This window comes from Ruegeria sp. YTSC199 (assembly GCF_059609725.1).
This window is the reverse complement of the sequence record NZ_JBXWMF010000001.1, coordinates 281205-305866: the sequence shown is the minus strand read 5'-3', so window position 1 is coordinate 305866 and position 24662 is coordinate 281205. Positions and strand designations below refer to the sequence as shown.

The following is a 24662-nucleotide window of genomic DNA, read 5'->3' as shown; positions in this document are numbered from 1 at the left end:
GATCAGGGTTAACCCGCTGTTAACCTTAATTGAGCAACCCTGACGCCTACTAATCGCGTCAAGGTTGTTTCGTTATGGTCGAACTGAACCTGCAGCATTTCGCGCACGCCGCGCCGATACCTGCTCAGGAACGCAAGCCTTTGGGGGCTTGCCTGGTCGAACGTGGCTTGATCACAAATGCGCAGCTGGACGAAGCTCTGTTCCTGCAATCCTGGCAGCAGGCCCCGTTAGGTGAAATTCTGGTTGCCGAGGGCTGGGTCAGCCGTCAGTGCGTGCTAAGCGCTCTGTCCGAGCAAACCGGCCTGCAGATCGCTGATCTGGACAACTCGCCACCATATACCGATCTGTGCCAGATCAAGCCGGTTGACTTCTGGCTGGCTCATAACGTCATCCCCTGGCGTCGATTGGGGCCCATTCTGCTGGTCGCCACAGCGCGACCCGATTTGTTTCCGGATGTGAAACGCGATCTGGAGGATACCGGATACACTATTATCCCGGTACTCGCAGCCACAGATCAGATCGACGGCGCCATCGCGCGCATGTTCTCCAACCCTTTGGCCGAAGCAGCCGAGGCACGTGTAGATCTTGACCAGAGCTGCCGATCCTGGCCCCCTCGATCCCGTACCGGACCTGCGGCCGCGCTCGCGGGCCTTGTGGTCCTGTTTGCCGCCTTTCCCCTAACCGCGTTCGCCATTCTAGTGGCGGCTGCCGTGATCAGCCTGATCCTGTTTCTGACCCTGCGTCTGGCCGGTCTGCTGAGTTTCATTTGGCATCACGGGACTCGCTCCACCAAAGCCCCACCCCCCAGCCCGCCGCTGGCTTTGCCTTGCGTGTCCATTATGGTGCCGCTCTATAAAGAGAGGGAAATTGCTGATGCCCTGATCCGGCGATTGCGGCGGCTGTCCTACCCCAAGGCACTGCTGGATATCATTCTGGTGCTGGAAGAAACCGACGAGGTGACGCGATCCACACTGGCGCAGGTTGATCTGCCCAACTGGATCAGAACCGTCGAGGTGCCTGCCCTGAATGGCCTGACCACGAAACCCCGGGCCATGAACTATGCGCTGGATTTCTGCCGAGGCGATATTCTGGGCGTCTGGGATGCCGAAGACGCGCCACAGCCGGACCAGATCGAACGTGTCGTCCGGCACTTTGCACAGGCGTCCGACGATGTGGTGTGCCTTCAGGGTGTTCTGGATTACTACAACCCCCTCACCAACTGGCGGTCGCGCTGCTTTACCATCGAATACAACAGTTGGTTCCGGGTTATCCTGCAAGGCATTGCCCGGCTCGGGCTTGTTGTGCCGCTGGGCGGAACCACATTCTTTTTCCGCCGTGACAAGCTGTTGGAGTTGGGCGGCTGGGATGCCCACAACGTCACCGAAGATGCCGATCTGGGGGTAAGGCTAAGTCGGGCGGGGTACCGTACCGAAATGGTCGATACCGCCACTTTCGAAGAGGCCAACTTTCGCGCCTGGCCTTGGGTAAGGCAGCGATCTCGATGGCTCAAGGGGTTCATGGTCACCTACATTGTCCACATGCGGTCGCCGCTGCGATTGTTGAGAGAACTCGGCCCTTGGCGGTTTTTTGGCGTACAGGCGTTCTTCCTTGGGACCGTCGGGCAATTCCTGCTGGCTCCGGTCCTGTGGTTGTTCTGGCTGTCGACCTTTGGTTTGCCCGGCCCGCTTCATCCGATCCTTGCCGGTGCCGGGCTTAGCGCATTGCTCTGTCTGTTCCTGTTTGCAGAGGCCGTCAATGCTCTTGTTGGCGCCATAGCAGTGTCCGCGCGCGAACGACGTTTCCTGCTGCCGTGGGTGCCGACAATGCCGCTGTATTTTCCGCTGGGCGTCCTGGCGGCGTACAAGGCCTTGTGGGAACTACTGCTAGACCCGTTCTTCTGGGACAAAACACAACACGGTCAGGCCTGCGAAGAGGGCCTGCCGCACTGACGGTCAGCTCTCGCGCCGGATGGCATCCTGTTTCAGGCGCGTCATGAAGGCGACCGAGATATGTTCCTTGAGGGCGCGTCCGGCCGCTTCTTCGTCGCGGGCTGCGATCGCCTCGACGATCCCCTTGTGTTCGCTCTGCGCAATCTCACCCCGTCCCTGCGCCGCCAGCGACGTCGTTGCCATCAGCGCCATGGTGCGATGCACAAGGTCCAATTGCTGCACCAGATAACGGTTGTGCGAGGCCAGATGAATCTGTTCATGAAACCGCCGGTTCGCCCGCGACAAGGCAGTCGGGTCATCGACCAACGCGTCGTCAGCGGCTACTATATCCTGCAGAACCTTGATCTCTTCCTCGGTGGCGTGCTTGGCGGCCAATTTCGCGGCCAGACCCTCCAACTCGCGCCGCACCACATAAAGCTCGGCCATCTGGTTGTGGTCCAGCGAGGCTACAATCAGCGAGCGCCCGTCGCGTTCCAGCAGGGATTGCGTTTCCAGCCGCTGCAGCGCTTCGCGGATCGGCGTGCGCGACACCCCGAACCGCTCGGCCAGTTCACTTTCGACCAGACGGTTGCCGGGCTTGTAAACGCCCACGTCAATCGCTTCGAGAATTAGGCTGTAGGCGTCTTTGGACGGCTGTCTGGATTGGGGCATTGGGTGGTTTGTCTCCTCGCTCGAACATGTCTATCCGTCACTTGCCCCCGGGATCAAGAGCGGCATTGAAAACCGATGCCGCGCGCCCTAAACCAGACCCATGGTCAAACCTGCCTTTTCTCACGTCACCCAATGGGTGTTCGACCTGGACAACACGCTCTACCCGCCGCATATGCGCCTGTTCGATCAGATCGAGGTGCTGATGACGGATTACGTGGTGCGGGCCATTGGCGTGGACCGGGCCGAGGCGGATCGGCTGCGCTCGCACTATTGGCGGCAATACGGCACTACGCTGGCCGGGCTTATGGCCGAGCACGATCTTGACCCCGACCCTTATCTGCATGCGGTTCATCAGGTTGACATGAGCCACATGGACCCAGACGTGGATCTGGCCGATCACATCCGATCCCTGCCCGGGCGTCGCATTGTCTACACCAACGGCAGCGCGCCCTATGCCGAGCGTGTTTTGGACGCGCGCGGCCTTAGCGGTCTGTTCGACGCGATCTATGGGGTCGAGCACGCGGGCTATAAGCCAAAGCCGGAAAAAGCCGCATTCGAAGCGATCTTTGCCCAAGATGGAATCGACACAGCCAAGGCTGCGATGTTCGAGGATGACCCGCGCAATCTGGCCGCTCCGCACGCGATGGGAATGCGCACCGTTCACGTCGCGCCCGAGCCGCATAAGGCCGACCATATCCACCATCACACAGACGATCTGACCGCGTTTCTGAGGCTTCTGCGATAGGCTGTCACACTGCGACGATCTGCACATTTTGCAGGTGCAGCATCGTCCCTATATGCGCCTCAGCGACGAACAGAACTGGAGATTCCCATGAGCGCGATCGAGATGCCTCGGCGCCTGCCCATCTGGCAGCGCCTGTTGTTTGCAATCCCCGTTTTTGGCTGGCTGGCAAAGGATGCCGCCAATGGCGAGGCCGAAGATTGGTACTATACGGCTGCTGCGATTGTAAGCATGTGGGGATGCTCGGCCCTGCTGTTTGGCCTGCCGGGCCTGTATATCCCTGCAGTCATGATGGTGCCGGTGATGTTCCTCATCCTCATCCTGATCTCACGCGGCTGACACACGGGACAGGATGTCACTTGGCACCCACCTTGGAACCGAACTAGTTTCTGCCCAAGACTTCGGAGACCAAGGCCATGAAAGATAGCTGTGACATCCTGATCTCCGGCGGAGGAATCGCCGGACTGACCGCTGCGGCGGCCTTTGGAGTTGCCGGGTTCGACGTAGTTTGCGTCGACCCCACTCCGCCCATCACCGAGCGTGACGTGGACGGATCCGACCTACGGACTACGGCGTTTCTGCAACCGGCGCATGGGCTATTGGAGCAATGCGGGTTGTGGCAGCGGCTGGATGAACACGCCGCCCCCCTGCAGATCATGCGCATCGTGGATGCGGGCGGCGAGGTGCCCGAACCCCGCGTGGTGCGCGATTTCAACGCCGCCGATATCTCGGACCAGCCCTTTGGCTGGAATCTGCCCAACTGGCTGTTGCGGCGCGAGATGGTGGCCCGTCTGGCCGAACTGCCCAATGTCGATTTCCGCCCCGGCACAGGCACCGTCAGCCTGTTCACACGCACCGCCGAGGCCCGCGTGGGCCTGAGCGACGGCAGCCGTATACACTGCAAACTGGTGGTCGCCGCGGACGGGCGCAATTCCCCGATGCGCGAGGCTGCGGGGATCAACGTGCACACCACCCGTTATGGCCAGAAGGCGCTGGCCTTTGCGGTTACGCACCCGATTCCGCACGAAAATGTCTCGACCGAGATTCACCGCTCGGGCGGGCCGTTCACACTGGTCCCCCTGCCCGATTGGCAGGGTCAGCCCTCATCCGCGATTGTCTGGATGGAACGCGGCCCTCGCGCGGTTGAACTGTTGAACACCGAAGCCGAGGCGTTCGAAGCCCTGATGACTGAACGATCCTGCGGGATGTTCGGACCATTGAAACTGGCTTCGCGCCGGACCATCTGGCCAATCATAAGCCAGTCGGCGGAACGCCTATCGGGCGAGCGAATCGCCCTGATGGCCGAAGCGGCCCACGTGGTGCCTCCCATTGGCGCGCAAGGGCTGAACATGTCGCTCGGTGACTTGCGCAGTCTACTGGACCTCGCCCAAGCCCGCCCCGAGGGTCTGGGCGATGCGCAAATGCTGGACGCCTACCACAAAGCCCGCCACACCGAGATCGAGATGCGCGTCAAAGGCATCGACCTGCTGAATCGTGCCTCGATGATCGAGGCACGGCCACTGCGCGATGCGCGTGCGATGGGGCTGAATGCGCTCTATTCCCTGCCGCCTGTGCGCAAGACGTTGATGCAGATGGGCCTCGGCGTGCGCTGAGGCCCCTGGGTCACAGTACCTGATCCAGCACGCGCTTGAGCCGAGCAATTGTGCCGTCTACGTCATACAGCTTGTCCAGCCCGAACAGACCCAGACGGAAGGTACTGAACCCCTCGGGCTCATCACATTGCAGTGGTACACCAGCGGCGATCTGCATACCCAGTGCCGCGAACTTCTTGCCGTTCTGAATCTCGGGATCCGAGGTATAGCTGACCACAACCCCCGGCGCACCGAACCCATCGGCGGCCACAGACACGATGCCCTTTTCCTTCAGCATCGCCCGCACACCATTGCCCAATGCCCATTGCGCGTCACGCAGCTTTTCAAAACCGTAATCGCGGGTTTCGTTCATTGTATCCCGGAACGCCTGCAGCGCGTCGGTCGGCATCGTGGCGTGATAAGCATGCCCGCCATTCTCATAGGCCTGCATGATCTGACGCCATTTCTTCAGGTCAACGGCGAAACTGTCGGAGGTCGTCTCTTCCAATCGCGCCTCGGCCCGTTCGGACAGCATGACCAGACCGGCACAGGGCGATGCGCTCCACCCTTTCTGCGGGGCCGAGATCAGGACGTCCACTCCGGTTGCCGTCATGTCGACCCAGGCACAGCCAGAGGCGATGCAGTCCAGCACCATCAACGCGCCGACCTCATGCGCAGCCGCCGCCATGGTCGTCACATAGTCATCCGGCAGAATCAGACCTGCTGCGGTTTCAACATGCGGCGCAAACACCACATCCGGACGTTGTTCTCGAATGGTTGATACCACCTCTTCGATCGGTGCTGGTGCAAACGGAGATGGGCTCGAATTGCCGGTTTGGCGCGCCTTGAGCACCGTAGCCGACGCCGTCAGATCTGCGGATTCGACGATCTGGCTCCAACGATAGGAAAACCATCCATTTCGCACGACCAGAACTTTGGCATTGCGTGCGAACTGTCGGGCCACGGCCTCCATTGCATAGGTTCCGCCACCAGGAATTACTGCAACGCCATCCGCGTTGTAGACGTCCTTCAGCATGTTTGAGATGTCGCGCATGACGGTCTGAAATCGGGCCGACATGTGGTTCAGGGAACGGTCTGTGAAAACAACCGAGAACTCCTCGAGCCCATTGGGGTCAATGCTATCCAAAAGCGCCGGCATGATTTGTCCTTTCAAACAGTACTCGGGCAACGTGAATCTTCTGCCGAGATTGGTAAAGCAGTTTTCTTGCGCCGACAATTGACGCGACGGAACTTTATTTCCCCGTGCAATTAAGGTTCGAAACTGCACCATATACCCCCCGAAGTGACGCCAAATAGTGTCACCACCCCTTTACACCCAGAGGTGTTTCTGAACAGATACATACACTTTGTAGAAGAAAGGTTTTGTTCCTCGTGACTGCTCAAAAGCGCATCAGTTTTCAGGTTGTACGGGACGAAGTTAAACGTCGTATTGAAAGCCGAATCTGGCCTCAGGGATCTTTGCTGCCGACGGAAACGCAGCTTGCCGAAGAATTCAATTGCGCGCGCGCGACAGTAAATCGCGCCCTGCGGGAATTATCCGATCAAGGGTTTGTAGAGCGTAAGCGCAAAAGCGGCACGCGGGTCAAAAAAGAACCTAGAAAACACGCAAAACTCGAGTTTTCACTGGCGCGTCAGGCCGTTGAGAACCAAAACTCGACCTATCGATATGCGCTTGTCGAACGTAATGTAGTGTCCAGCCCCGGCTGGCTGGCTTCGCAGCTCAGCGTCCCACCAGACGCGCGCGTACTGCATGTGATCTGCATGCACTATGCCGACAACCGCCCGTTTCAGCTGGAAGAGCGATGGATCAACATCGATACTGTACCCGAGGTCGAGAATGCCGATCTAACCTCGCAAGGCCCGCATGAATGGCTGCTGAATATCGCCCCCTTTACCGAAGCAGAAGTTGCATTCTGTGCGATCTCCGCCGACGGGCGATTGGCCGAATTCATGGGAACCACGGCCGGCACGTCGATGATCCAACTTGAACGCACGACCTGGAAAGATGGTGAGCCGATGGCCTTCGCCCGAATGACCCACCATCCCGGCTATTGCATTCGAACCAGGTACTGACCCTAACCGATCGGGCCGGGTAGTCGCTCTTCGCTGAGAAGGACGTTGGCTTCGACGTCCCCGGCACCGGGTAAGGTCATGATCCGCCGCCGCAGAACCCGCTCAAAGTCGGACAGGTCGCGGGCGACAACCCGAAGGCGATAGTCGTACAGGCCAAGGACGTGCTCGACCGTCTGTACCTCGGGGATGGCACTGACGGCACGTTCGAAATCCTCCAGACTGACCTGACCCTTGCGGGCCAGTTTTACGCCCAAAAAGACCGTCACGCCGAATCCCAACGCCTCGGCATTCAGGCGCAGACGACGACCCCGGATGACTCCTGCCGTTTCCAAACGCCTGATGCGCCGCCAGGTCGCGGGCTGCGACAATCCAAGTTTACGACCCAAGGCTCCAGCACTTTGAGTGGCATCCTGTGCCAGCGCGCGCAGTATTTGGCGATCAGTTTCATCAAGCTCGATCATACCGGCAGAACCTCGTTTCGCTTCACTCGCGCAATATGCATCAGCGCCTCGATATCGGCGATATGCGGCAAGGTCAGAATGCGGTCGCGGTAGATTTGCTGATAATGTGACATGTCGCGTGCCAGCACCGAAAGACGTACATCCACACGGCCCAGAAAGGTCTGGATTTCGATCACTTCCGATACGTTGCGCGCGGCTGCCGTGAACTCATCGAAGGCGCGGGGCTGAGTCTTGTCCAGCGTAACACGCAACGAGACCTCGACGGTATATCCAAGCGCGGCCCAGTCAAGAACAGCCTCCTGCCCCTGAATGACGCCCGACGCCTGCATCTTCTCGACCCGGCGCCAGCACACGCCCTGGCTGACCCCACACCGCTCGGCCAGTTCGGCCATAGAAAGGGTCGGTTCGGTCTGCAGATGGCGCAGAATGCGCCGGTCCATATCGTCAAGCATGATTTACTCGCCATTTCGTATTTTCGCGAATAACTTTTCACCTTTTTCATAATTACTCAATGCTTCAACGCTCGCCAACCGAGCCACTCCGAACTACAAGCGCAGCAACCGTAACAGAAAGGACCGGAAACATGCGCGTCTATTACGATCGCGATTGCGACATCAACCTGATCAAAGACAAAAAAGTAGCGATCCTGGGCTATGGCTCGCAAGGCCACGCACACGCGCTGAACCTGCGCGACTCGGGTGCAAAGAACCTTGTCGTCGCTCTGCGTGAAGGATCCGCATCGGCCAAGAAGGCCGAAGCCGAAGGTCTCGAAGTCATGGGCATCGCCGAAGCGGCAGCCTGGTGTGACGTCATCATGTTCACCATGCCCGACGAACTGCAGGCAGAAACTTACAAGAAATACGTACATGACAATATCAAACCCGGCTCGGCCATCGCTTTCGCCCACGGTCTGAACGTCCACTTCGGCCTGATCGAACCGAAAGAGGGCGTCGACGTTATCATGATGGCCCCGAAAGGTCCCGGTCACACCGTGCGCGGTGAATACGTCAAAGGCGGCGGCGTGCCCTGCCTGGTTGCCGTCGACAATGACGCAACCGGCAAAGCACTGGAAATCGGCCTGTCCTACTGCTCGGCAATCGGTGGCGGCCGTTCGGGCATCATCGAAACCAACTTCCGCGAAGAGTGCGAAACCGACCTGTTCGGCGAGCAAGCCGTTCTGTGCGGCGGACTGGTCGAGCTGATCCGCTGCGGCTTTGAAACTCTGGTCGAAGCAGGCTACGCGCCTGAAATGGCCTATTTCGAGTGTCTGCACGAGGTGAAGCTGATCGTGGACCTGATCTACGAAGGTGGCATCGCGAACATGGATTACTCGATCTCGAACACTGCCGAGTACGGCCAGTACGTCACCGGCCCGCGTATCCTGAAATATGACGAGACCAAAGCGCGCATGAAAGAGGTCCTGAACGACATCCAGCAGGGCAAGTTCGTTCGTGACTTCATGCTGGAAAACGCTGTTGGTCAGCCGACCATCAAAGCGTCGCGCCGCGCCAATGACGAGCACATGATCGAGGAAACCGGTGCGAAACTGCGCGCCATGATGCCCTGGATCTCGGCTGGGAAAATGGTCGACAAGGAAAAGAACTGATCCTAACGCGTTCTTACGAAGGGGCGGCCAATCGGCCGCCCTTTTTTGGTCACAACGGTTTCTGAATCCAAAGCACAACATGGTTGACCAACCCACATCCCGCGATTGGAGCGGTGTTATCACCCTAGGCCTCATCTGGGGCGGAACGTTCATGGTCGTTGCCATGGCGCTGGAAGGGTATGGTCCGGTCACCGTTGCCACCGCTCGAACCACTTTGGGTGCGTTGACCTTGCTGGTGATGATGGCACTGACAGGGCGCAAACTGCCTTCGGGCAACCCGAAACTCTGGGGATACATCGCCATCATTGGCGTTTTGTCAACTGCGCTGCCCTTCCTGTTGCTCAGTTGGGGGCAGCAATATGTGGCCTCGGCCTTTGCGGGCCTGTCGATGGCAGCGATACCGCTAATGGTATTGCCATTGGCGCATTTCTTTTCAGATGAGCCGCTGAACCTGCGCAGGCTCCTAGGGGTTTCTCTGGGTTTTTGTGGTGCACTGGTACTGATCGGCCCGGGGCTGGCACAAATCGGACAAGGCGCGGAACCCCTGGCTCAGCTAGCCTGTATCGGGGCGGCCCTGTGCTATTCCTGCGCGTCGATCTTTACCCGACGCTGCCCCCCGGTTGATCCCGTCGCTTTGGCCGCGTTGTCACTGGTCGTTGGCGCGGCGCTCCTGCTGCCGATCATGCTGGTGACCGAGGGCCTCCCCCACTGGGAAGGTACGCGCCCCGGCCTGGCGATCATCGCGCTGGGCCTTTTACCCACCGCCTTCGCCACCTTGCTGCGCGTTTCGATCATTCGCAGCGCCGGATCTGTTTTCCTGACGCTGGTCAATTATCAGGTGCCGATCTGGTCGATGATATTCGGCGCGTGGATTTTGTCCGAGGCGCTGCCCCTTCGATTCTACATCGCGTTGATCATGATCCTGACCGGGCTGGCGATCAGCCAGTGGTTCAGCCTGCGCAAGATGCTGATCGGGCGTTAACCCGCGACCGCCTCGACTTCAGCCACGATGCCATCAACGACCTGCGTCAACAGGGCGTCATCCTCACATTCTGCCATCACGCGGATCAGAGGTTCCGTCCCCGACTTGCGGATCAGCAGACGGCCCTGCCCGTTCAGACGCGCCTCGGCATCGGCGATGGCGGCTTTGACGCTGCCGGCTTCCAGCGGGGTCTGCCCGTCCTGATAACGCACGTTCTTCAACAACTGAGGCACGGTTTCGAACTGTACCGACAGTTCAGAGGCTTTGCGGCCCGAGTGCACCATCTCGGCCAGAAAATGTAGCCCGGCCATCAGACCGTCGCCGGTGGTGGCATAGTCGCTCATGACGATGTGTCCCGACTGTTCCCCGCCCAGATTGAACCCGCCTTCGCGCATCCGTTCAACGACATAGCGGTCACCAACTGCCGTCCGCTCCAGCCGCAATCCTTGCGCGGCCAGGTGCCGTTCCAGCCCAAGGTTGGACATCACCGTCGCAACCAGCGCGCCGCCCTCAAGGCGATCGGCCTTGGCCCAACTGGTCGCCAGCAGCGCCATAAGTTGATCGCCATCAGCCACGTGCCCGCACTCATCAACCATCACGACGCGGTCGGCATCACCGTCCAGGCAAATACCCACATCCGCGCCGTGGGCCACAACCGTCTCGGTCGCCAGCTGAGGTTTGGTTGAGCCGCAATTCAGGTTGATGTTCTTGCCGTTCGGCGCGATGCCAACCGGAATGACCTCGGCGCCCAGTTCCCAAAGCACCTCTGGGGCGGTTCGGTGCGCGGCACCGTTGGCACAGTCGACCACCACTTTCAGCCCGTCCAGACGCAGGTCGCGGGACAACGAGGACTTCACCCGTTCACCGTATCGAAACCGCGCATCATCCACCCGACGCGCGCGGCCGATATTTTGCGCCCGCGCAGGTTTGACGCCCTCTTCGATCAGACGCTCAATCTCAAGCTCGGCCTGATCGGACAATTTGTATCCGTCGGGGCCAAAGAACTTGATGCCGTTGTCCTCTGCCGGATTATGACTGGCCGAAATCATCACGCCCAGATCCGCACGCATCGACCGGGTCATCAGCCCCACGGCTGGCGTTGGCACCGGGCCCAGCAACAGCACGTTCATACCGGTCGAGGTCAACCCGGCGGTCAGCGCATTTTCCAACATGTACCCGGACAGGCGCGTGTCCTTGCCGATCACCACCCGGTGCGCGCCGGATTTATTGCGACGGAAATACCGCCCAACGGCGGCTCCGATACGCAGGGCCATCTCGGCCGTTATCGGATGGGTATTGGCGGTGCCCCGCACCCCGTCGGTTCCGAACAGCTTGCGCATCGTGTCACTCCGTAAATTCTTGTCTGTGACGGGATTACCGGACGGAAGCCCACAGACGCAAGGCCTGAGCAGTCTCGGGCACGTCGTGAACCCGCAGGATCTGCACGCCCTGGGACAATCCTGCCAAAGCCACGGCGATTGATCCCGGCGCGCGGGCGTCCTTGCGCGGCTCCTGACCGATTTGCCCGATGAGCCCTTTGCGAGACACTCCCAGCAGAATCGGGCAGCCGATTCCGTGGAACAGGCTGAGGTTTTGCAGAAGAGCCAGATTATGCGCCTGCGTTTTGCCAAACCCGATGCCCGGATCAATCACCATCCGGTCGCGGTTCAGGCCCAGTTGCTCCAACTGCGCAGCCATTCCGTCAAGGAAATCGTACACATCCAGCAGAACGTCGTCATATTGAGGATCGTCCTGCATTGTAGCCGGTTCGCCCTGCATGTGCATCACGCAGACCGGGGCGTCAACTTCGGCGCAAAACGGTGCAAGCCGTGGGTCAAAGGTGAAACCGGAGACGTCGTTGATCAGCCCCGCCCCCACATCCCACGCCGCCCTTGCAACGCTGGTCTTGCGGGTGTCGATGGAGATCAGCGCCTGCGTGTTGGCGCGGATGGCCTCGATAACAGGTTGGGTTCGCGCGATTTCTTCATCTTCCGCTACGCAAGAAGCCCCCGGACGCGTGGATTCTCCGCCGATATCCAGAATGCTGGCCCCATGCGCTACCATCCGTTCCGCCGCAACCGCAGCCACCTCGACCGAGTTGTGCACGCCACCGTCGGAAAAGCTGTCCGGTGTGGTGTTGAGTATCCCCATGATCTGCGGCCGATCCATCGCCAACCCGGCGATTTCGGCGCGCGGCCCTGTCAGGCGTGCAAGCACATCACTCGGAATGTCCTGTGCCGAAACAACAATCTGGGTTTCCGTCCGCGACAGACGTTCGGCATGTGTGAACCACAAAGACTGGCCCACAAGAGGCACCGCGCCAGCCGGGCGGGCCGGGCCGTGTTGCACCAGCGGTCGGAAGTATTCTGTCACAGCTGCGCCTGGTCCACCGGAATGGCGCGTAGGGGCGTCTTAGGCGCTTTCGGCAAGGCACCGCCGATCACCATCATTTCGCTGGCCTCGAAGGTGGCCGCGAACCACGCCGCCAAGGCGACGGCGTCCGAAGGTGCGGCCGATGGGCCGTCCACAGAATCCAGCACAATCTTGGAAGGAGCCCAAACGCAGATCTGACCGTTCTTCATCGCCCAGTCGAGCTCGGTCCGCGTTGACACTACCACACAGCGATGATCCTTCGCAGCAAGAACCCAGGCGTTCTGTTCAATCGCCAGCAGGTCAATTCGGCGCTGCGTCATCGCGTGGCCGGTTTGCGGGACATCCATATCCGCGGCACCGACGCACAGGATCAGGGGACGCTGACGGTTTTCCAACTGGTCAACCCACCCGGCCAGATTGGACGAGGCAATCGCCTCGTTCGACAGAAACACCAACCGCGGATGGGGGCGTTCCTCCTCGACCACGTCGTGATGGATCGCGTCCCTTCCGCGCACGATTTCAACACCCAGGGCACCTGGGCCGCGATCCAGCTTTTCGATTCTTACAAAGGCCCTTACGGCCTGAGGTTCAAGCAGAATACGTTCAGCTACGCGATCCGCCAAAGTCTCAAGCAGGTTCAATCGCTCAGCGGCCAGTTCATGCGCAATCGCCTCGGTCACGCGGTCGTAAGACAGGATGCGATCCACGTCATCGTCAATCGGGTCGGTCAGCGGGCGCACCTCGACCACGATGTTGAAACAGATACGCTGTGTCGTGCCGCGCTCGGCCTGAAACGCGCCGATCTCAACCTCGACAATGTGGTCCCGCAATGAGATGCGATCCAGCGGGCCGCGCGTGGCGGTCGCTTCGGACCGCTCGGACGGGTGCGCGAAAGCAAGACGGATTTCAGAACTCATGCAACGGACCTTTTCGGGCTTGGTGGACTGATCAGCCAAAACTATATGGTGCGCTGGCATATAACACCGCTTCAAACGCCATTCCAGACACCGAATGCGGCGTCAGGGAAAGCGGATCCGGATCAATACACCTGTTACGCCCTGCCCCGGGGTTTGGCGGTTCGCCAATCTGGTTGGAGTTCGTTAACTTCGGCGGGTCAGGCTTGCGGACCCACGATCAGCCGAGTTGGGCAATCCGCGCTGCCTAGCAGGCAGCGCGGGGATGCCTTTTAGTTGCTCGCAGTCCGGTAGTTGTGCCTGTAGAAGATATGGACACCAATGCGCGCGGTTTCCTTGTAAACGCGCGACCACGACGGTTTCACCGCGGTGGTGTGGTAGTGCGTAGCCCCTTCGGTCAGTTCCTTGGCGACGCCATCAATTGCGGCACGCGCAACTTTGGACACACGCTCATAGGCCTTTTTCTCGCGGATCACTTCCTTGTGGCCATCGCAGGTGTAGGTGAACTGGCACTGATATCTTTTGCCCGTTCCCTGTTTGATCACGCCACACAGTGAATTCGGAAAACGGTTGCTTTTGACACGGTTCAAAATGACCTCGGCCACGGCGAACTGACCGCGTACGCTTTCGCCGCGCGCTTCAAAGTACAGCGCTTCGGCCAGGCACTTAAAATTATCGTCCCCATTGGCCTTGGGCTGTTGGTCAAGCCAAGCCTTCGAATATGAAACTTTTACCGGCTCAAGCTCTTTGCGGGGCTTGAACAGATTCAGATAGTCGCGAAAGTTCTGTCCGGGCAGATCGCTCCGGGTGACAAGTTCGCGTTCGGCAGTATTGGTGGCTTCCCGTTCAGCGAAAGACACACTTGGCAGCACGGTTGCCGCCAATGTGGCAGCAGCCAGTATGTATCGTAGCATCAGATAACCTCGCACAGGCACAAAACGCGCCGTACCCTCCCCCGGCGGGCGCGTCGAGGCATTTAGCGCAGTCTGGCCAAGAGGTCCAGATCAGAAGAAAACGCAAGTGGAAAATCGCCCGTGCGAAAAAATAGTTCCGTCACAAGGTTGCCTGAAAACCACTAATCCTAGGGCAATCTGGCTGTGTCAACCCCCAAGTCTGGACGAAATCGCCAGTTGAGCGGAAGCCAGCCGAGCGACCGGCACCCGAAAGGGTGAGCATGACACATAGTCAAACCCCAGATCGCGGCAAATGGCGATTGATTCGGGGTTCCCACCGTGTTCGCCGCATACGGACAGGGTAACGTCCGGCTGCGTCTGGCGCCCACGTTCGGCCCCGAGTTTCAGCAATTCTCCGACCCCGTCCGGATCGAGGACATGGAACGGGTCTTCAACAAATACACCCTGACGCACATAGGCCGACATGAACCGGCCCGCATCGTCACGCGACAGGCCATAGGTCATCTGGGTCAGGTCGTTGGTACCGAAACTCAGGAACGAGGTCTGCGGCGCGATCTCATCCGCCCGCAGACAGGCACGCGGAGTTTCGACCATAACGCCCAGCCTGTACTCAAACTCCTGCCCGCGTTCGCTCGCCACTGCGGCCGCCACCGAGTCGATGCGGGATTTCACCAGCTCAACCTCCCGCTTGGCAGAAACCAGCGGAATCATCACTTCGGGCACCACCGGGGCGCCGTCTTTGCTGGCCTCAAGCGTTGCCTCAAAGATGGCGCGGGCCTGCATGTCGTAGATTTCAGGAACGGTCACGCCAAGGCGAACACCGCGCAGACCCAGCATCGGGTTGTATTCGGTCATCTCCGCCACGCGCCGTTCGACATCTGAGACCGGCAGGTCCAGAGCTTCGGCCAGTTCACGCTGTCCAGTGCGTGTTGTCGGCAGGAATTCGTGCAGAGGCGGATCGAACAGGCGGATGCAGACGGGTTGCCCTTCCATGATCCGGAACAACTGTACGAAATCCTCGCGCTGCATCGGCAGCAGACGCTCCAGAACCGCTGCGCGGCCCGAAGACGTCTGTGCAAAGATCATCTCGCGCATCACGATCAGGCGGCCGGGATCAAAGAACATATGCTCGGTCCGGCACAGGCCGATTCCCTGCGCCAGAAAGTTCCGCGCAGTCTGCGCATCGGCGGGTGTATCCGCGTTGGCACGGATGGCGATGTCACGCTCGTCATCGGCCCAACTCATCAAAGTTTGAAAACAGTCATCCAGCGCAGCTTCGAGCATGGCAGGCTGCCCCGCCAGCACCTGCCCAGAAGTTCCGTCGATCGTTAGCGTATCGCCGGTTTTGAACACGCGCCCATCCGGCGCGTTCAGTATCTTTTTCTTGGTCTGGAACCGCATCTCGGATGCGCCGACGATACAGGGCAGACCCAATCCGCGACCAATTACGGCGGCGTGGCTGGTCATGCCGCCCTTTTCGGTCAGCACCGCAACGGCCGCGTGCATTCCCCGCACGTCCTCGGGCGAGGTTTCCCGACGCACCAGAATACAAGGCTCACCGCGCGCGGCACTGGCCTGCGCCTCGGCGGCGGTGAAGACAATCTTGCCGGTCGCGGCCCCCGGGCTGGCAGCGATACCCGTGGTCAGAACATCCCGGCGCGCCTCAGGGTGGACCTGCCGGTGCAGCATCTCGTTCAAAGAATGCGGATCGACCCGCATCACTGCCTCTTGCGCCGGAATGATGCCATCTTCAGCCAACCGAACCGCGATCCGCAGCGCGGCACGCGCGCTGCGCTGCACCCGCACGCCGTCCAGAATGTGCACATGGTCGTTTTCGATCACGAACTCGACCTGCATTTCCTCGCGCAGTTTGGTGCGCATCAGCGCGGCATGGGCCTTGACGTTAGCAAAGGCTTCTGGCGCCACTTCTTCCAAAGACTTCCCGCGCGGATCCTTTTCCAGATAAAGAGCGGCCACACCATCGCCCAAGGCATCCCGCCCCTGACTCTGGCTCAGGTATCGGCCGGTGATCTGCGGCATTCCCGTTGTGGAATCTACCAGTTGCAATACACCCGAGCCGCATTCACCCTGCCCCACTCCTGGGATCATCTCCTGAATGACCAGGCCCAGCCCTGCATCCGCAGGTGCGCCCTTTGCCTGCCGCAGCAACCGGGCCGAGGTTCCGTCCCACGCTCGAGCCATCGACCGCAGCACGGCAATCAGTTGCTCACCCCGATCCTGTGGGAATGCTTCGTCAGTTTCATCCTCATAGGCCCGCAAGGATTGGCGCAACCCTTCGCTGCCATCTGCGTCGATATCGTCAAATACATCTGCGTCCAAACGGGCCACATGGATGGCAAAGCTCTGGACAAAACGCAGATACAGCGCGGCAGCTGCCTCGGCTCCCATCGAGTCCGACAGGTCCACATAGCGCGCGTCGTTCATGCCGATATTCAGGATCGCGCCAGGGCCGCCCCAATCGGGATCTTCGGAACTGGGCCGCACGCACAGCAGCGCTGCGTGATCGAACTGTTCAAGGATCGCCGCGATATCGGGCACATCCCCGTCCGCGATTTTCTGCACCGCATCAAAAGACAGCGCCACCGTTCGCGGCACCGGCAAGTCCAGACGGACCAGACGTTGCAGGCATTTCGCCCGCCCGCCATGGGTGTTGGCTGTGACGGGCGCTTCGGATGTGATCAGAGTGGTATGTGGGTTATTCTGCACTGCGGCACCTTTTGATTTGCACGCAGCATAAGCCCCTGCACCAATGGCGCAAGGGCGTTCTGGCTTAGCCTTCGATCTTGCTGAGATCGGCCACGCTGGAGCAAACCTGACGGATCTGGCTGAGCAGGTTCAGCCGGTTGCGGCGCAGGATGTCATTGTCGGTATTGACCTGAACATCCTCGAAAAACGCATCCACCGGTCCGCGCAGCGCGGCCATGGAGGACATGGCCGCGGGGAAATCCTCGGCATCCAAAGCCGTATTGATCTCTCCCTGAGTCCCATCCAGAGCGGCAAACAGCGCCTTTTCGCTTTCCGTCTCAGCAAACTTCACATCGGCGCCGTAGGAGTATTCGACCCCGTCCTTTTCCTCGGCCTGCGTCAGGATGTTGTTGGCGCGTTTGAAGCCTTGTACGAGGTTTTCCCCATCCTCGGTCGCGATAACCGTGTTCAGCGCACGGGCGCGTTTGACCAACAGGTTGAGGTCGTCATTTCCCTCCATCGCGATACAGGCGTCGATGATGTCGTGACGGATGCCCTCGTCCCGGAGGAAGACTTTGAGGCGATCGTGGAAGAAGGAGAGGAGGTCATCAGACGCATCAGGAACTTTTTTCTCGAGCTCAAGAAACGCTGTCGCGGGCAATCCTTCGAGTTTCCCTTTGACAGTCTGGAAAGCAGCGCCAAAAACACCATGTTCTGCGATTTCTTCCAGAAGATCGCGGACGTTTTGTTCTGGCATTGCTTCATTGATAGCACTTTCTGCTCGAACCAACTGACTATCAAAAAACCGATCCAAGCGTAGACGCAGGTTGTTCTCTAAAATCAACCGAATAATACCCAATGCGGAGCGGCGCAGCGCAAACGGGTCTTTTGATCCGGTGGGCTTCTCATCGATCGCCCAGAATCCGGTCAGCGTGTCCAGCTTGTCGGCCAATGCCACGGTTACCGACAGCGGCGCAGTTGGTACATCATCTGACGGACCCAGCGGTGAGTAATGCTCTTGCGCCACGGCGGCCACGGCGGCATCTTCGCCGGCAGCTTCGATATAGTAACGGCCCATAAGCCCTTGAAGTTCTGGGAATTCATAGACCATCTCGGAACTCAGGTCGGCCTTGGCCAGACGTGCGGCCTTCTCGGCCTGATCCGCATCCGCACCGGTCACCGGGGCCAGTTCGCGGGCCAGCGCGGCGATGCGCTCGATCCGCTCAGCCTGCGTGCCCAGCTTGTTGTGGAAGGTCACATTCTCAAGCGAACGGGTCCATCGGGCGATGTCCGACTTGGCGACGCGCAGGTCGTTTTCCCAGAAGAACTTGGCGTCGGCCAGACGGGCTGACAGCACCTTTTGGTTACCGGCCAGAATAGTTGCACCATTGTCGGCAGTTTCGCGGTTGGCGACGGTGACGAACCGCTCAATCCGACCCGTTTTCGGATTGCGGACCGAGAAGAACTTCTGATGTTCCTTCATCGACGTCTGCAGCACCTCGGGCGGCAGTTCCAGGAACTCCTCGTCGATCTGCCCCATCAGCACAACTGGCCATTCGACCAGACCGGCAACCTCGGCCAGCAGACCCTTGTCTTCGACCACTTCCAGACCGGCGGCAAAGGCCATGTTGTGCGCGTCGTTCCAGATGTGCTCGGCACGGTCGCTGGGGTTCAACACCACAAAGGAACGCTTCAGCTTGTTTGCGTAATCGTCGAACGACGTGACCGAGAACCGATCCGGCGCCATGAAGCGGTGACCCGCAGTGGTGTCGCCGGATGAAATGCCGTCGACCTCAAGCGGCACAACCTGCGCGCCCGCCTCGTCGGTCAGAATGCACAGGATCGAATGCAGCGGACGCACCCAGCGCAGCGGACCACTGCCCCAGCGCATCGATTTGGGCCACGGGAAGTTGCGTATGGCAGCCTCAAGAACTTCACCCACGATCTCGGCAGCCGGACGCCCGGCTTTTTCGATAGTGGCGAAGTAGACCGCACCTTTCGGGGTCTCACGCTCTTCAAGCTGGTCATGTGTCAGCCCTGCCCCGCGCAGGAACCCTTCGATAGCCTTGTCCGGTGCGCCGACTTTCGGCCCCTTGCGCTCCTCGCGAATGGTTGGACTTTCCGCCAGCAGCCCTTCAATCGCCAGCGTCAGGCGGCGCGGTGTGGTCAGGGCGGCAGCGCCAGCATAGGTCAAACCGGCCTCAACCAGACCGTCGGTGATCCGCTTTTTCAGGTCCTCGCCCGCGCGGGTCTGCATGCGGGCGGGGATTTCCTCGGAAAACAGTTCGATCAGCAGGTCGGGCATTTTCGGTCCTTAGAAATTGACGATCGTCTGAATGACGATGGCATTGGCGATGTCCACAAAGAATGCGGATACAAGGGGCAGCACAATAAAGGCAATAGGAGACGGGCCATATCGCTTGGTAACTGCGGTCATATTGGCGATAGCGGTCGGCGTCGCACCCAATGCAAATCCACCGAACCCGGCGGACAGAACGGCAGCACGGTAATTGCCTCCCATCACCGGGAACAGAACCCAGATGACGAACGCTACAGCAAACAGGGCCTGCGCGCTCATGATGACGACGATAGCCAGCCCCAGTTCGGCAATGGTCCACAGTTGCAGGCTCATCAGTGACATTGCCAGAAACGCGCCTAGTGAGAATTCCGAGATCAAGGCCAGCGAAGGTGTCCGCGACACCGGTGGTGCATTGGGCGCCAGTGCTGTGCGGATGTTGGCAATGACGATCCCCATGATCAGGCATGGAACAAACAAGGGCAGTTTGAGCCCGGTGGCCGCAATGGCCTCGCTCAGAATATAACCAAAGATGATCGCCAGATTCAGATAGAGCAACACGCGCATGATGGTCAGGTGATCGATCTTGGTCTCGGTTTCTGCAGCGTCATCCGGCAGCCCGACCGTGTGTTCTTCGCCCGGGCGTTCCGGGGTCAGGTTTTTGCCTTCGACAAGAAAGCGGGCAATCGGCCCGCCCACCAACGCAGCCAGCACAAGGCCCAGCGTCGCCACGGCCACGCCCAATTCGGTCGCGCCGTCAAGACCGGTCACCGCGCCGACTTCGGGGGCCCAGGCAATGGCTGTGCCGTGCCCTCCGATCAGAGAAGCTGATCCGAAGAGAACCCCGGCCTGCGCCGGGTAACCAAAGGCGACTGCACCGGCGGCACCAACGACATTCTGGGCAACGATCGTAACCAACGTCAATATCAGAAGCAGAAACAATGGTTTGCCGCCGGAAATCAAATCTGCAAGTCGAGCGTTCAAACCAATTCCTGCAAAGAACACAATCAGCAGAAAATCCCGCGAGGCGAGATCGAAGGTCAACTCAAGCCCTGCCACGAGATATAGAAACAGCAACACAAGAGACGCCAACAACCCGCCGGTGACAGGCTCGGGGATATTAAACTGACGCAGCAGCGCGACACGCGCGTTTATCTCGGCCCCAATCAGATAGACCGCAATGCCAAGCGTGGCGGTCAGAAAATTGGGTACGTGAAGCGCTGCGTCGGTCATGATAGCCTCAGTTTTCAGGTCGGGGCGGACATTCCTCGCCCACGACAGTCCCGTCATAGGCCTTTTCACCGCAATTGTTCAGTGCGTGCCAGACATAGCCCTTGCCATCCGAGGTCACGACAACAATGCGGTCTACGCCATAATGGATGTTTTTGGCCCCGATGAACGCCTGTGCCTGCCCGGATTTCAGGGCTTCTGCAATGGCCACGGCATCGTAGCAGTCAAACCAGTTCGGTGCGGTCAACGGTTCGGGGTGTTCAACTCGCCGGAATGTCGCCAGGTCCTGGGCTTTCAGATCGGTTATAAAACATGCCCGGTACCGGATCGGAGAACTGTCAGCATCAATCGCCTGAAACGCCGAATACGGGATTGGCTGCGGATCCTCTGCCCCTTCGACCAATATCGAAACATCCTGACCAGGTTGAGAGGGGACATCGTAGTAGAACCCATAGACCTGCAAATAATACATGCCGAAACCGGCCAGAGCCGCCGATACGACGAGGATGATTGCAAGCAGTTTTCCGGTCATCTTTTGAGCATCCTGATCACGCGGCCTCTTTCAACTTCAAGGGAAATGGGCCAGTTTCCAAACTGATACAGGTTGGAACGAGGTTGTTGGAATGGACATGACTCTTGCCGTTGGGTTTTTCGGCGCGCTGTTTGCGATCATGAACCCGATCACCAACTTGCCCGTATTCCTGAGCGTCACCGATGGTCTGACGCCCGCCGACCAGCGCAAGGTCGCGGCGAAGACGGCGACGTACTGCCTGATCCTCGGAGCAGCGTTCGCAGCCATCGGTAACCAGACGCTGGGCCTGTTCGGAATCAGCGTGGACGATCTGCGCGTTGCGGGTGGTCTTGTTGTTCTGATGATCGGCCTGAACATGCTGAGCGGCAAAGAAAGCACCGCGCATCACGGCACTGAGGGGGAAAAACAGGACTACCCCGAACCCGCTACGGTTGCCTTCTACCCGCTGGCCTTCCCCATTTTGGTGGGGCCCGGCACAATTACGACGCTGATCCTTTATGCGCACCATATTTCCAAGCCTATGGATGCCATCATCTATGCAAGCGTCTTCCTGGCCGTTTTGTTTTTGCTGTTCATCACATTCTGGAACGCGTCTGCTTTGGCCAGGCGATTGTCGACCAATGCGCGCGTTATCATGAGCCGCTTCATGGGCATGATCCTGTCGGCTATCGCAATCAGCATGATTGCGGATGGCCTGAAAGTGCTGCTGCCCGGATTGGCTTGAGCGCCCCATCAAGCCTCGAACCCGGCAGCCTCGGTCAGCAAGAACGCGTCGGCGCATTGTTTGGCCAACGCCCGAACGCGACCGATATAAGCCTGCCGTTCAGTCACTGAGATCACGCCACGCGCATCCAGCAGGTTAAAGACATGGCTCGCCTTTATGCACTGGTCATAAGCCGGGTGCGCCATGACGATGCGTTTGCCCGTTTTGGGGTCGTCATGTTCCTGCGCCAGAATGGCGGCACATTCGGCCTCAGCCTCTTCGAAATGGCGCAGTAGAACTTCGGTGTTGGCCACGTCAAAGTTCCAGCGGGCATATTCCTCTTCTGTCTGTTTGAAGATGTCGCCGTAGCTCAGCGGGCTGGCTGACTGCGGGTCGTTGAAGGGCATATCCATCACGTGATCGATGCCCAACACATACATCGCCAGTCGTTCCAGACCGTACGTCAACTCACCCGAAACCGGTACACAGTCATGGCCGCCAACCTGCTGGAAATAGGTGAACTGGCTGACTTCCATGCCGTCACACCAGACTTCCCAGCCCAGACCCCATGCGCCCAAAGTGGGGCTTTCCCAGTCATCCTCGACAAAGCGGATGTCATGCAGGTTCATATCGATACCGATGGCCCCGAGGCTGCCCAGGTACAGTTCCTGCAAGTCCGGCGGGCTGGGTTTGATCAATACCTGATACTGATAGTAGTGCTGCAACCGGTTCGGGTTCTCGCCATAACGACCATCGGTCGGACGACGTGATGGTTGCACATAGGCCGCAGCCCACGCCTTGGACCCCAAGGCGCGCAATGTGGTCGCCGGGTGAAAAGTCCCTGCCCCAACCTCCATGTCGTAAGGTTGAAGGATGGCGCAGCCTTTCGAAGCCCAATAGGTCTGGAGACGCAGGATGATTTCCTGAAAAGAACGTGGTGCGCTGGACGGTTCGGTCATGACATTCCCTTTGGGCACGCAAGCGCCCGGTTCCGGTCGGTTTTATCCTTCCTATGCAAGGGGCCAAGGAGCGTCAACGGGCCAATCGGGTCTGGCTGTCACTGCACAGCCACACTGGAGATTCCCCGTTCTCCGGGCATGGCTTTCCGCGTTTCAAATCGCGTAGTCTACGGCAAAGCCAAAACACCGCGGATACGGGCAGACAATGACACGAGTAATCACTGCAATTTTGTTTCTATTTCTCTTCGGCACGCGTGCCGTGTTTGCACAGCAGGAGGCCGGCGTCTGGGTACAGGTCGAAGCCCGCCCGTCGCTGCGTCAAGCGCAGGAGCGCGCGCAGGCCTATGCGAGCGTTCTGCCCGATGTGAACGGGTTCCGCCTGAACTCTGGTTGGTATGCCATTGTTATCGGGCCATATTTGCGCAGCGACGCCGAACAGGTCTTGCGCGTTTACCGGGCTGAAGGGCAGATCCCGGCGGACAGCTACATTGCGTTCTCAAATTCTCTGGGACAGCAGTTCTGGCCCATTGGCTCGAGCTCTCTGAATCAGAACGCAGTGACCCCGCCCGTCGAGCCCACACCACAACCCGGCCAATCCACCGCCGGTCTGACACCTCAGCCCTCGGATGAGACACGGTCGCAAGCGCTGCAATCCGAACGTCTGCTGACCGCGCAAGAGCGTAAGGATCTGCAAACCGCCCTGCAGGCCGCGGGATTTTATAATTCGACTATCGATGGCGCGTTTGGTGCAGGCACCCGGCGTTCGATGGGGAACTGGCAGAGCTTCAATGGCTATGAGCCCACCGGTGTCCTGACAACAGCGCAGCGCGAGGTGCTAATGGATGACTATAACGCGCCGCTGATCAGCGTCGGTATGGAACGCCACTCGGACACGCAGGCGGGCATTGAACTGGACCTGCCGCTGGGTGTCATCGGCTTTGACCGTTATGAAGCGCCCTTTGCGCATTTCGATGGCACCACCGACATGGGCGCCAAGGCGTTGCTGATAAGCCAGAAAGGCAACAAGGCTACGTTGCGCGCGCTCTATGAAGTGATGCAATCGCTCGAGATTGTGCCTCTGGAAGGTCCGCGGCAACTGCGTGGTGATCGTTTCACTCTGGAGGGTCGCGGTAACGGGATCGTATCCTATACCGAAGCGGCGCTGAAAAACGACCAGATCAAGGGCTTTACGCTGGTTTGGCCCGAAGGTGATGAGGCCCGCCGCGCGCGGGTTCTGGCTGCGATCAAGGCCAGCTTCACTATAAATGACGCCGTACTGGACGCCGGTGCCGGAGCGGATGCCGATCAGCGGATCGATCTGGTCTCGGGCCTGCAGGTGCGCAAACCGCGCCTGTCCCGGTCCGGTTTCTTTACCGATGCAAACGGCACGATCCTGACCGTTTCTGAGGCCACGGATAGTTGTACCCGGATCACGCTAAACGACGACCAAGAGGTTCAGGTGGCTTGGGCAGATGCCGATCTTGGTGTAGCTGTGCTGCGCCCCCGCCGCAACCTCGTGCCGATCGGCATTGCCGAATTCAGCGCGGACAAACCGCGCATTCAGTCCGAGGTCGCGGTTTCCGGCTTCTCATATGAAGGCGCGTTGGGCGCACCGACGCTAACCTATGGCCAGATCACCGATGTGCGAGGCCTGAATGGCGAAGACGGTGTGAAACGTCTGGCATTGGCGGCACAACCCGGAGACGCGGGCGGCCCGGTCTTCGACGACAACGGACAGGTTGTCGGAATGCTGCTGCCCACCCCGTCCGAGGGGCGCACTCTGCCAGCTTCGGTCAGTTTGGCCGCAACAGTGGATCGGCTGAACGCGGTTCTGGAAAAGGCCGGTGTATCCGGTCAACCCGGCCAGTCCACTGCGGAAATCTCACCCAATGAACTCAGCCGACGGGCCAACGGGATGACCGTTCTGGTGCATTGCTGGGACTAAGCTGATCTTTAAG

Annotated in this window: 22 protein-coding genes; 9 read left to right on the top strand and 13 right to left on the bottom strand. The window is 59.5% G+C overall.

Annotated features, from left to right (window positions below):
• Positions 1-74 precede the first annotated feature (74 nt).
• On the top strand, positions 75-1949 hold the full coding sequence (locus tag AC2FEE_RS01575) for a glycosyltransferase (RefSeq protein ID WP_496862597.1): 1875 nt from the start codon (positions 75-77) through the stop codon (positions 1947-1949).
• A 3-nt stretch (positions 1950-1952) separates the two neighbouring features.
• On the opposite strand, the gene AC2FEE_RS01570 is transcribed toward AC2FEE_RS01575, so the two are convergent.
• Complete coding sequence (locus AC2FEE_RS01570) at positions 1953-2600, bottom strand: GntR family transcriptional regulator (protein WP_496862596.1); 648 nt, start codon at positions 2598-2600, stop codon at positions 1953-1955.
• Positions 2601-2700: 100 nt separating this feature from the next.
• Here AC2FEE_RS01570 and AC2FEE_RS01565 point away from each other — a divergent pair, with 100 nt between their 5' ends.
• From AC2FEE_RS01565 to AC2FEE_RS01555, 3 genes are all read left to right on the top strand, one after another.
• The gene (locus AC2FEE_RS01565) at positions 2701-3345 is read left to right on the top strand and encodes a pyrimidine 5'-nucleotidase (protein ID WP_496862594.1); all 645 of its coding nucleotides are present in this window, start codon (positions 2701-2703) and stop codon (positions 3343-3345) included.
• Positions 3346-3432: 87 nt separating this feature from the next.
• Positions 3433-3681 (top strand): hypothetical protein, encoded by a 249-nt coding sequence (locus AC2FEE_RS01560; protein WP_496862593.1) that lies wholly within the window; start codon positions 3433-3435, stop codon positions 3679-3681.
• A 77-nt stretch (positions 3682-3758) separates the two neighbouring features.
• Positions 3759-4955 (top strand): UbiH/UbiF family hydroxylase, encoded by a 1197-nt coding sequence (locus AC2FEE_RS01555; protein ID WP_496862592.1) that lies wholly within the window; start codon positions 3759-3761, stop codon positions 4953-4955.
• A 10-nt stretch (positions 4956-4965) separates the two neighbouring features.
• Here AC2FEE_RS01555 and AC2FEE_RS01550 read toward each other — a convergent pair whose 3' ends face one another.
• Positions 4966-6093 carry an aminotransferase class V-fold PLP-dependent enzyme gene (locus tag AC2FEE_RS01550; RefSeq protein WP_496862590.1) on the bottom strand — a complete coding sequence of 376 codons (1128 nt, stop codon included), beginning with the start codon at positions 6091-6093 and terminating at the stop codon, positions 4966-4968.
• 233 nt (positions 6094-6326) lie between these two features.
• Between AC2FEE_RS01550 and hutC the strand changes: the two genes are divergently transcribed.
• Positions 6327-7028 carry a histidine utilization transcriptional repressor HutC gene (hutC, locus tag AC2FEE_RS01545; protein ID WP_496862589.1) on the top strand — a complete coding sequence of 234 codons (702 nt, stop codon included), beginning with the start codon at positions 6327-6329 and terminating at the stop codon, positions 7026-7028.
• A 2-nt stretch (positions 7029-7030) separates the two neighbouring features.
• Here the strand turns inward: hutC and AC2FEE_RS01540 are convergent, their stop codons facing one another.
• Both AC2FEE_RS01540 and AC2FEE_RS01535 read right to left on the bottom strand, forming a co-directional pair.
• Positions 7031-7489, bottom strand: coding sequence for an Lrp/AsnC family transcriptional regulator (locus tag AC2FEE_RS01540; protein ID WP_496862588.1), 459 nt, complete (start codon positions 7487-7489; stop codon positions 7031-7033).
• Positions 7486-7941, bottom strand: coding sequence for an Lrp/AsnC family transcriptional regulator (locus AC2FEE_RS01535; protein WP_496862587.1), 456 nt, complete (start codon positions 7939-7941; stop codon positions 7486-7488). Before AC2FEE_RS01535 ends, AC2FEE_RS01540 begins: the two co-directional genes overlap by 4 nt.
• A 131-nt stretch (positions 7942-8072) precedes the next feature.
• Here AC2FEE_RS01535 and ilvC point away from each other — a divergent pair, with 131 nt between their 5' ends.
• Both ilvC and AC2FEE_RS01525 read left to right on the top strand, forming a co-directional pair.
• Positions 8073-9095 carry a ketol-acid reductoisomerase gene (gene ilvC / locus AC2FEE_RS01530; RefSeq protein WP_496862586.1) on the top strand — a complete coding sequence of 341 codons (1023 nt, stop codon included), beginning with the start codon at positions 8073-8075 and terminating at the stop codon, positions 9093-9095.
• Positions 9096-9174: 79 nt separating this feature from the next.
• Complete coding sequence (locus AC2FEE_RS01525) at positions 9175-10077, top strand: DMT family transporter (RefSeq protein WP_496862585.1); 903 nt, start codon at positions 9175-9177, stop codon at positions 10075-10077.
• On the opposite strand, the gene glmM is transcribed toward AC2FEE_RS01525, so the two are convergent.
• The 8 genes from glmM to AC2FEE_RS01485 all read right to left on the bottom strand — a co-directional run bounded on the left by glmM (position 10074) and on the right by AC2FEE_RS01485 (position 21042).
• A complete protein-coding gene (gene glmM, locus AC2FEE_RS01520) occupies positions 10074-11417 on the bottom strand; it encodes a phosphoglucosamine mutase (protein WP_496862583.1) in 1344 nt (447 codons plus the stop codon). The genes AC2FEE_RS01525 and glmM overlap by 4 nt on opposite strands.
• 34 nt (positions 11418-11451) lie before the next feature.
• On the bottom strand, positions 11452-12450 hold the full coding sequence (gene folP, locus AC2FEE_RS01515) for a dihydropteroate synthase (RefSeq protein WP_496862581.1): 999 nt from the start codon (positions 12448-12450) through the stop codon (positions 11452-11454).
• Positions 12447-13367: a dihydroneopterin aldolase gene (locus AC2FEE_RS01510; RefSeq protein ID WP_496862580.1), complete on the bottom strand. Its 921-nt coding sequence runs from the start codon at positions 13365-13367 to the stop codon at positions 12447-12449. Before AC2FEE_RS01510 ends, folP begins: the two co-directional genes overlap by 4 nt.
• A gap of 269 nt (positions 13368-13636) precedes the next feature.
• Positions 13637-14278, bottom strand: a complete 642-nt coding sequence (locus AC2FEE_RS01505) for a cell wall hydrolase (RefSeq protein ID WP_496862578.1) — start codon at positions 14276-14278, stop codon at positions 13637-13639.
• 186 nt (positions 14279-14464) lie between these two features.
• Positions 14465-17005 (bottom strand): putative PEP-binding protein, encoded by a 2541-nt coding sequence (locus AC2FEE_RS01500; RefSeq protein ID WP_496862577.1) that lies wholly within the window; start codon positions 17003-17005, stop codon positions 14465-14467.
• Between the two features lie 64 nt (positions 17006-17069).
• Positions 17070-19289: a glycine--tRNA ligase subunit beta gene (gene glyS / locus AC2FEE_RS01495; protein WP_496862576.1), complete on the bottom strand. Its 2220-nt coding sequence runs from the start codon at positions 19287-19289 to the stop codon at positions 17070-17072.
• Positions 19290-19298: 9 nt separating this feature from the next.
• On the bottom strand, positions 19299-20513 hold the full coding sequence (gene gltS / locus AC2FEE_RS01490; RefSeq protein ID WP_496862630.1) for a sodium/glutamate symporter: 1215 nt from the start codon (positions 20511-20513) through the stop codon (positions 19299-19301).
• A gap of 7 nt (positions 20514-20520) precedes the next feature.
• Positions 20521-21042, bottom strand: coding sequence for a DUF6446 family protein (locus tag AC2FEE_RS01485; RefSeq protein ID WP_496862575.1), 522 nt, complete (start codon positions 21040-21042; stop codon positions 20521-20523).
• Between the two features lie 91 nt (positions 21043-21133).
• Here AC2FEE_RS01485 and AC2FEE_RS01480 point away from each other — a divergent pair, with 91 nt between their 5' ends.
• Entirely contained in the window at positions 21134-21766 is a 633-nt protein-coding gene (locus tag AC2FEE_RS01480; RefSeq protein ID WP_496862573.1) for a MarC family protein, read from the top strand.
• Between the two features lie 8 nt (positions 21767-21774).
• Here AC2FEE_RS01480 and AC2FEE_RS01475 read toward each other — a convergent pair whose 3' ends face one another.
• Complete coding sequence (locus AC2FEE_RS01475) at positions 21775-22704, bottom strand: glycine--tRNA ligase subunit alpha (RefSeq protein ID WP_496862571.1); 930 nt, start codon at positions 22702-22704, stop codon at positions 21775-21777.
• Between the two features lie 205 nt (positions 22705-22909).
• On the opposite strand from AC2FEE_RS01475, the gene AC2FEE_RS01470 reads away from it, so the two are divergent.
• Positions 22910-24649 carry a serine protease gene (locus AC2FEE_RS01470; protein ID WP_496862569.1) on the top strand — a complete coding sequence of 580 codons (1740 nt, stop codon included), beginning with the start codon at positions 22910-22912 and terminating at the stop codon, positions 24647-24649.
• Positions 24650-24662: the final 13 nt, after the last annotated feature.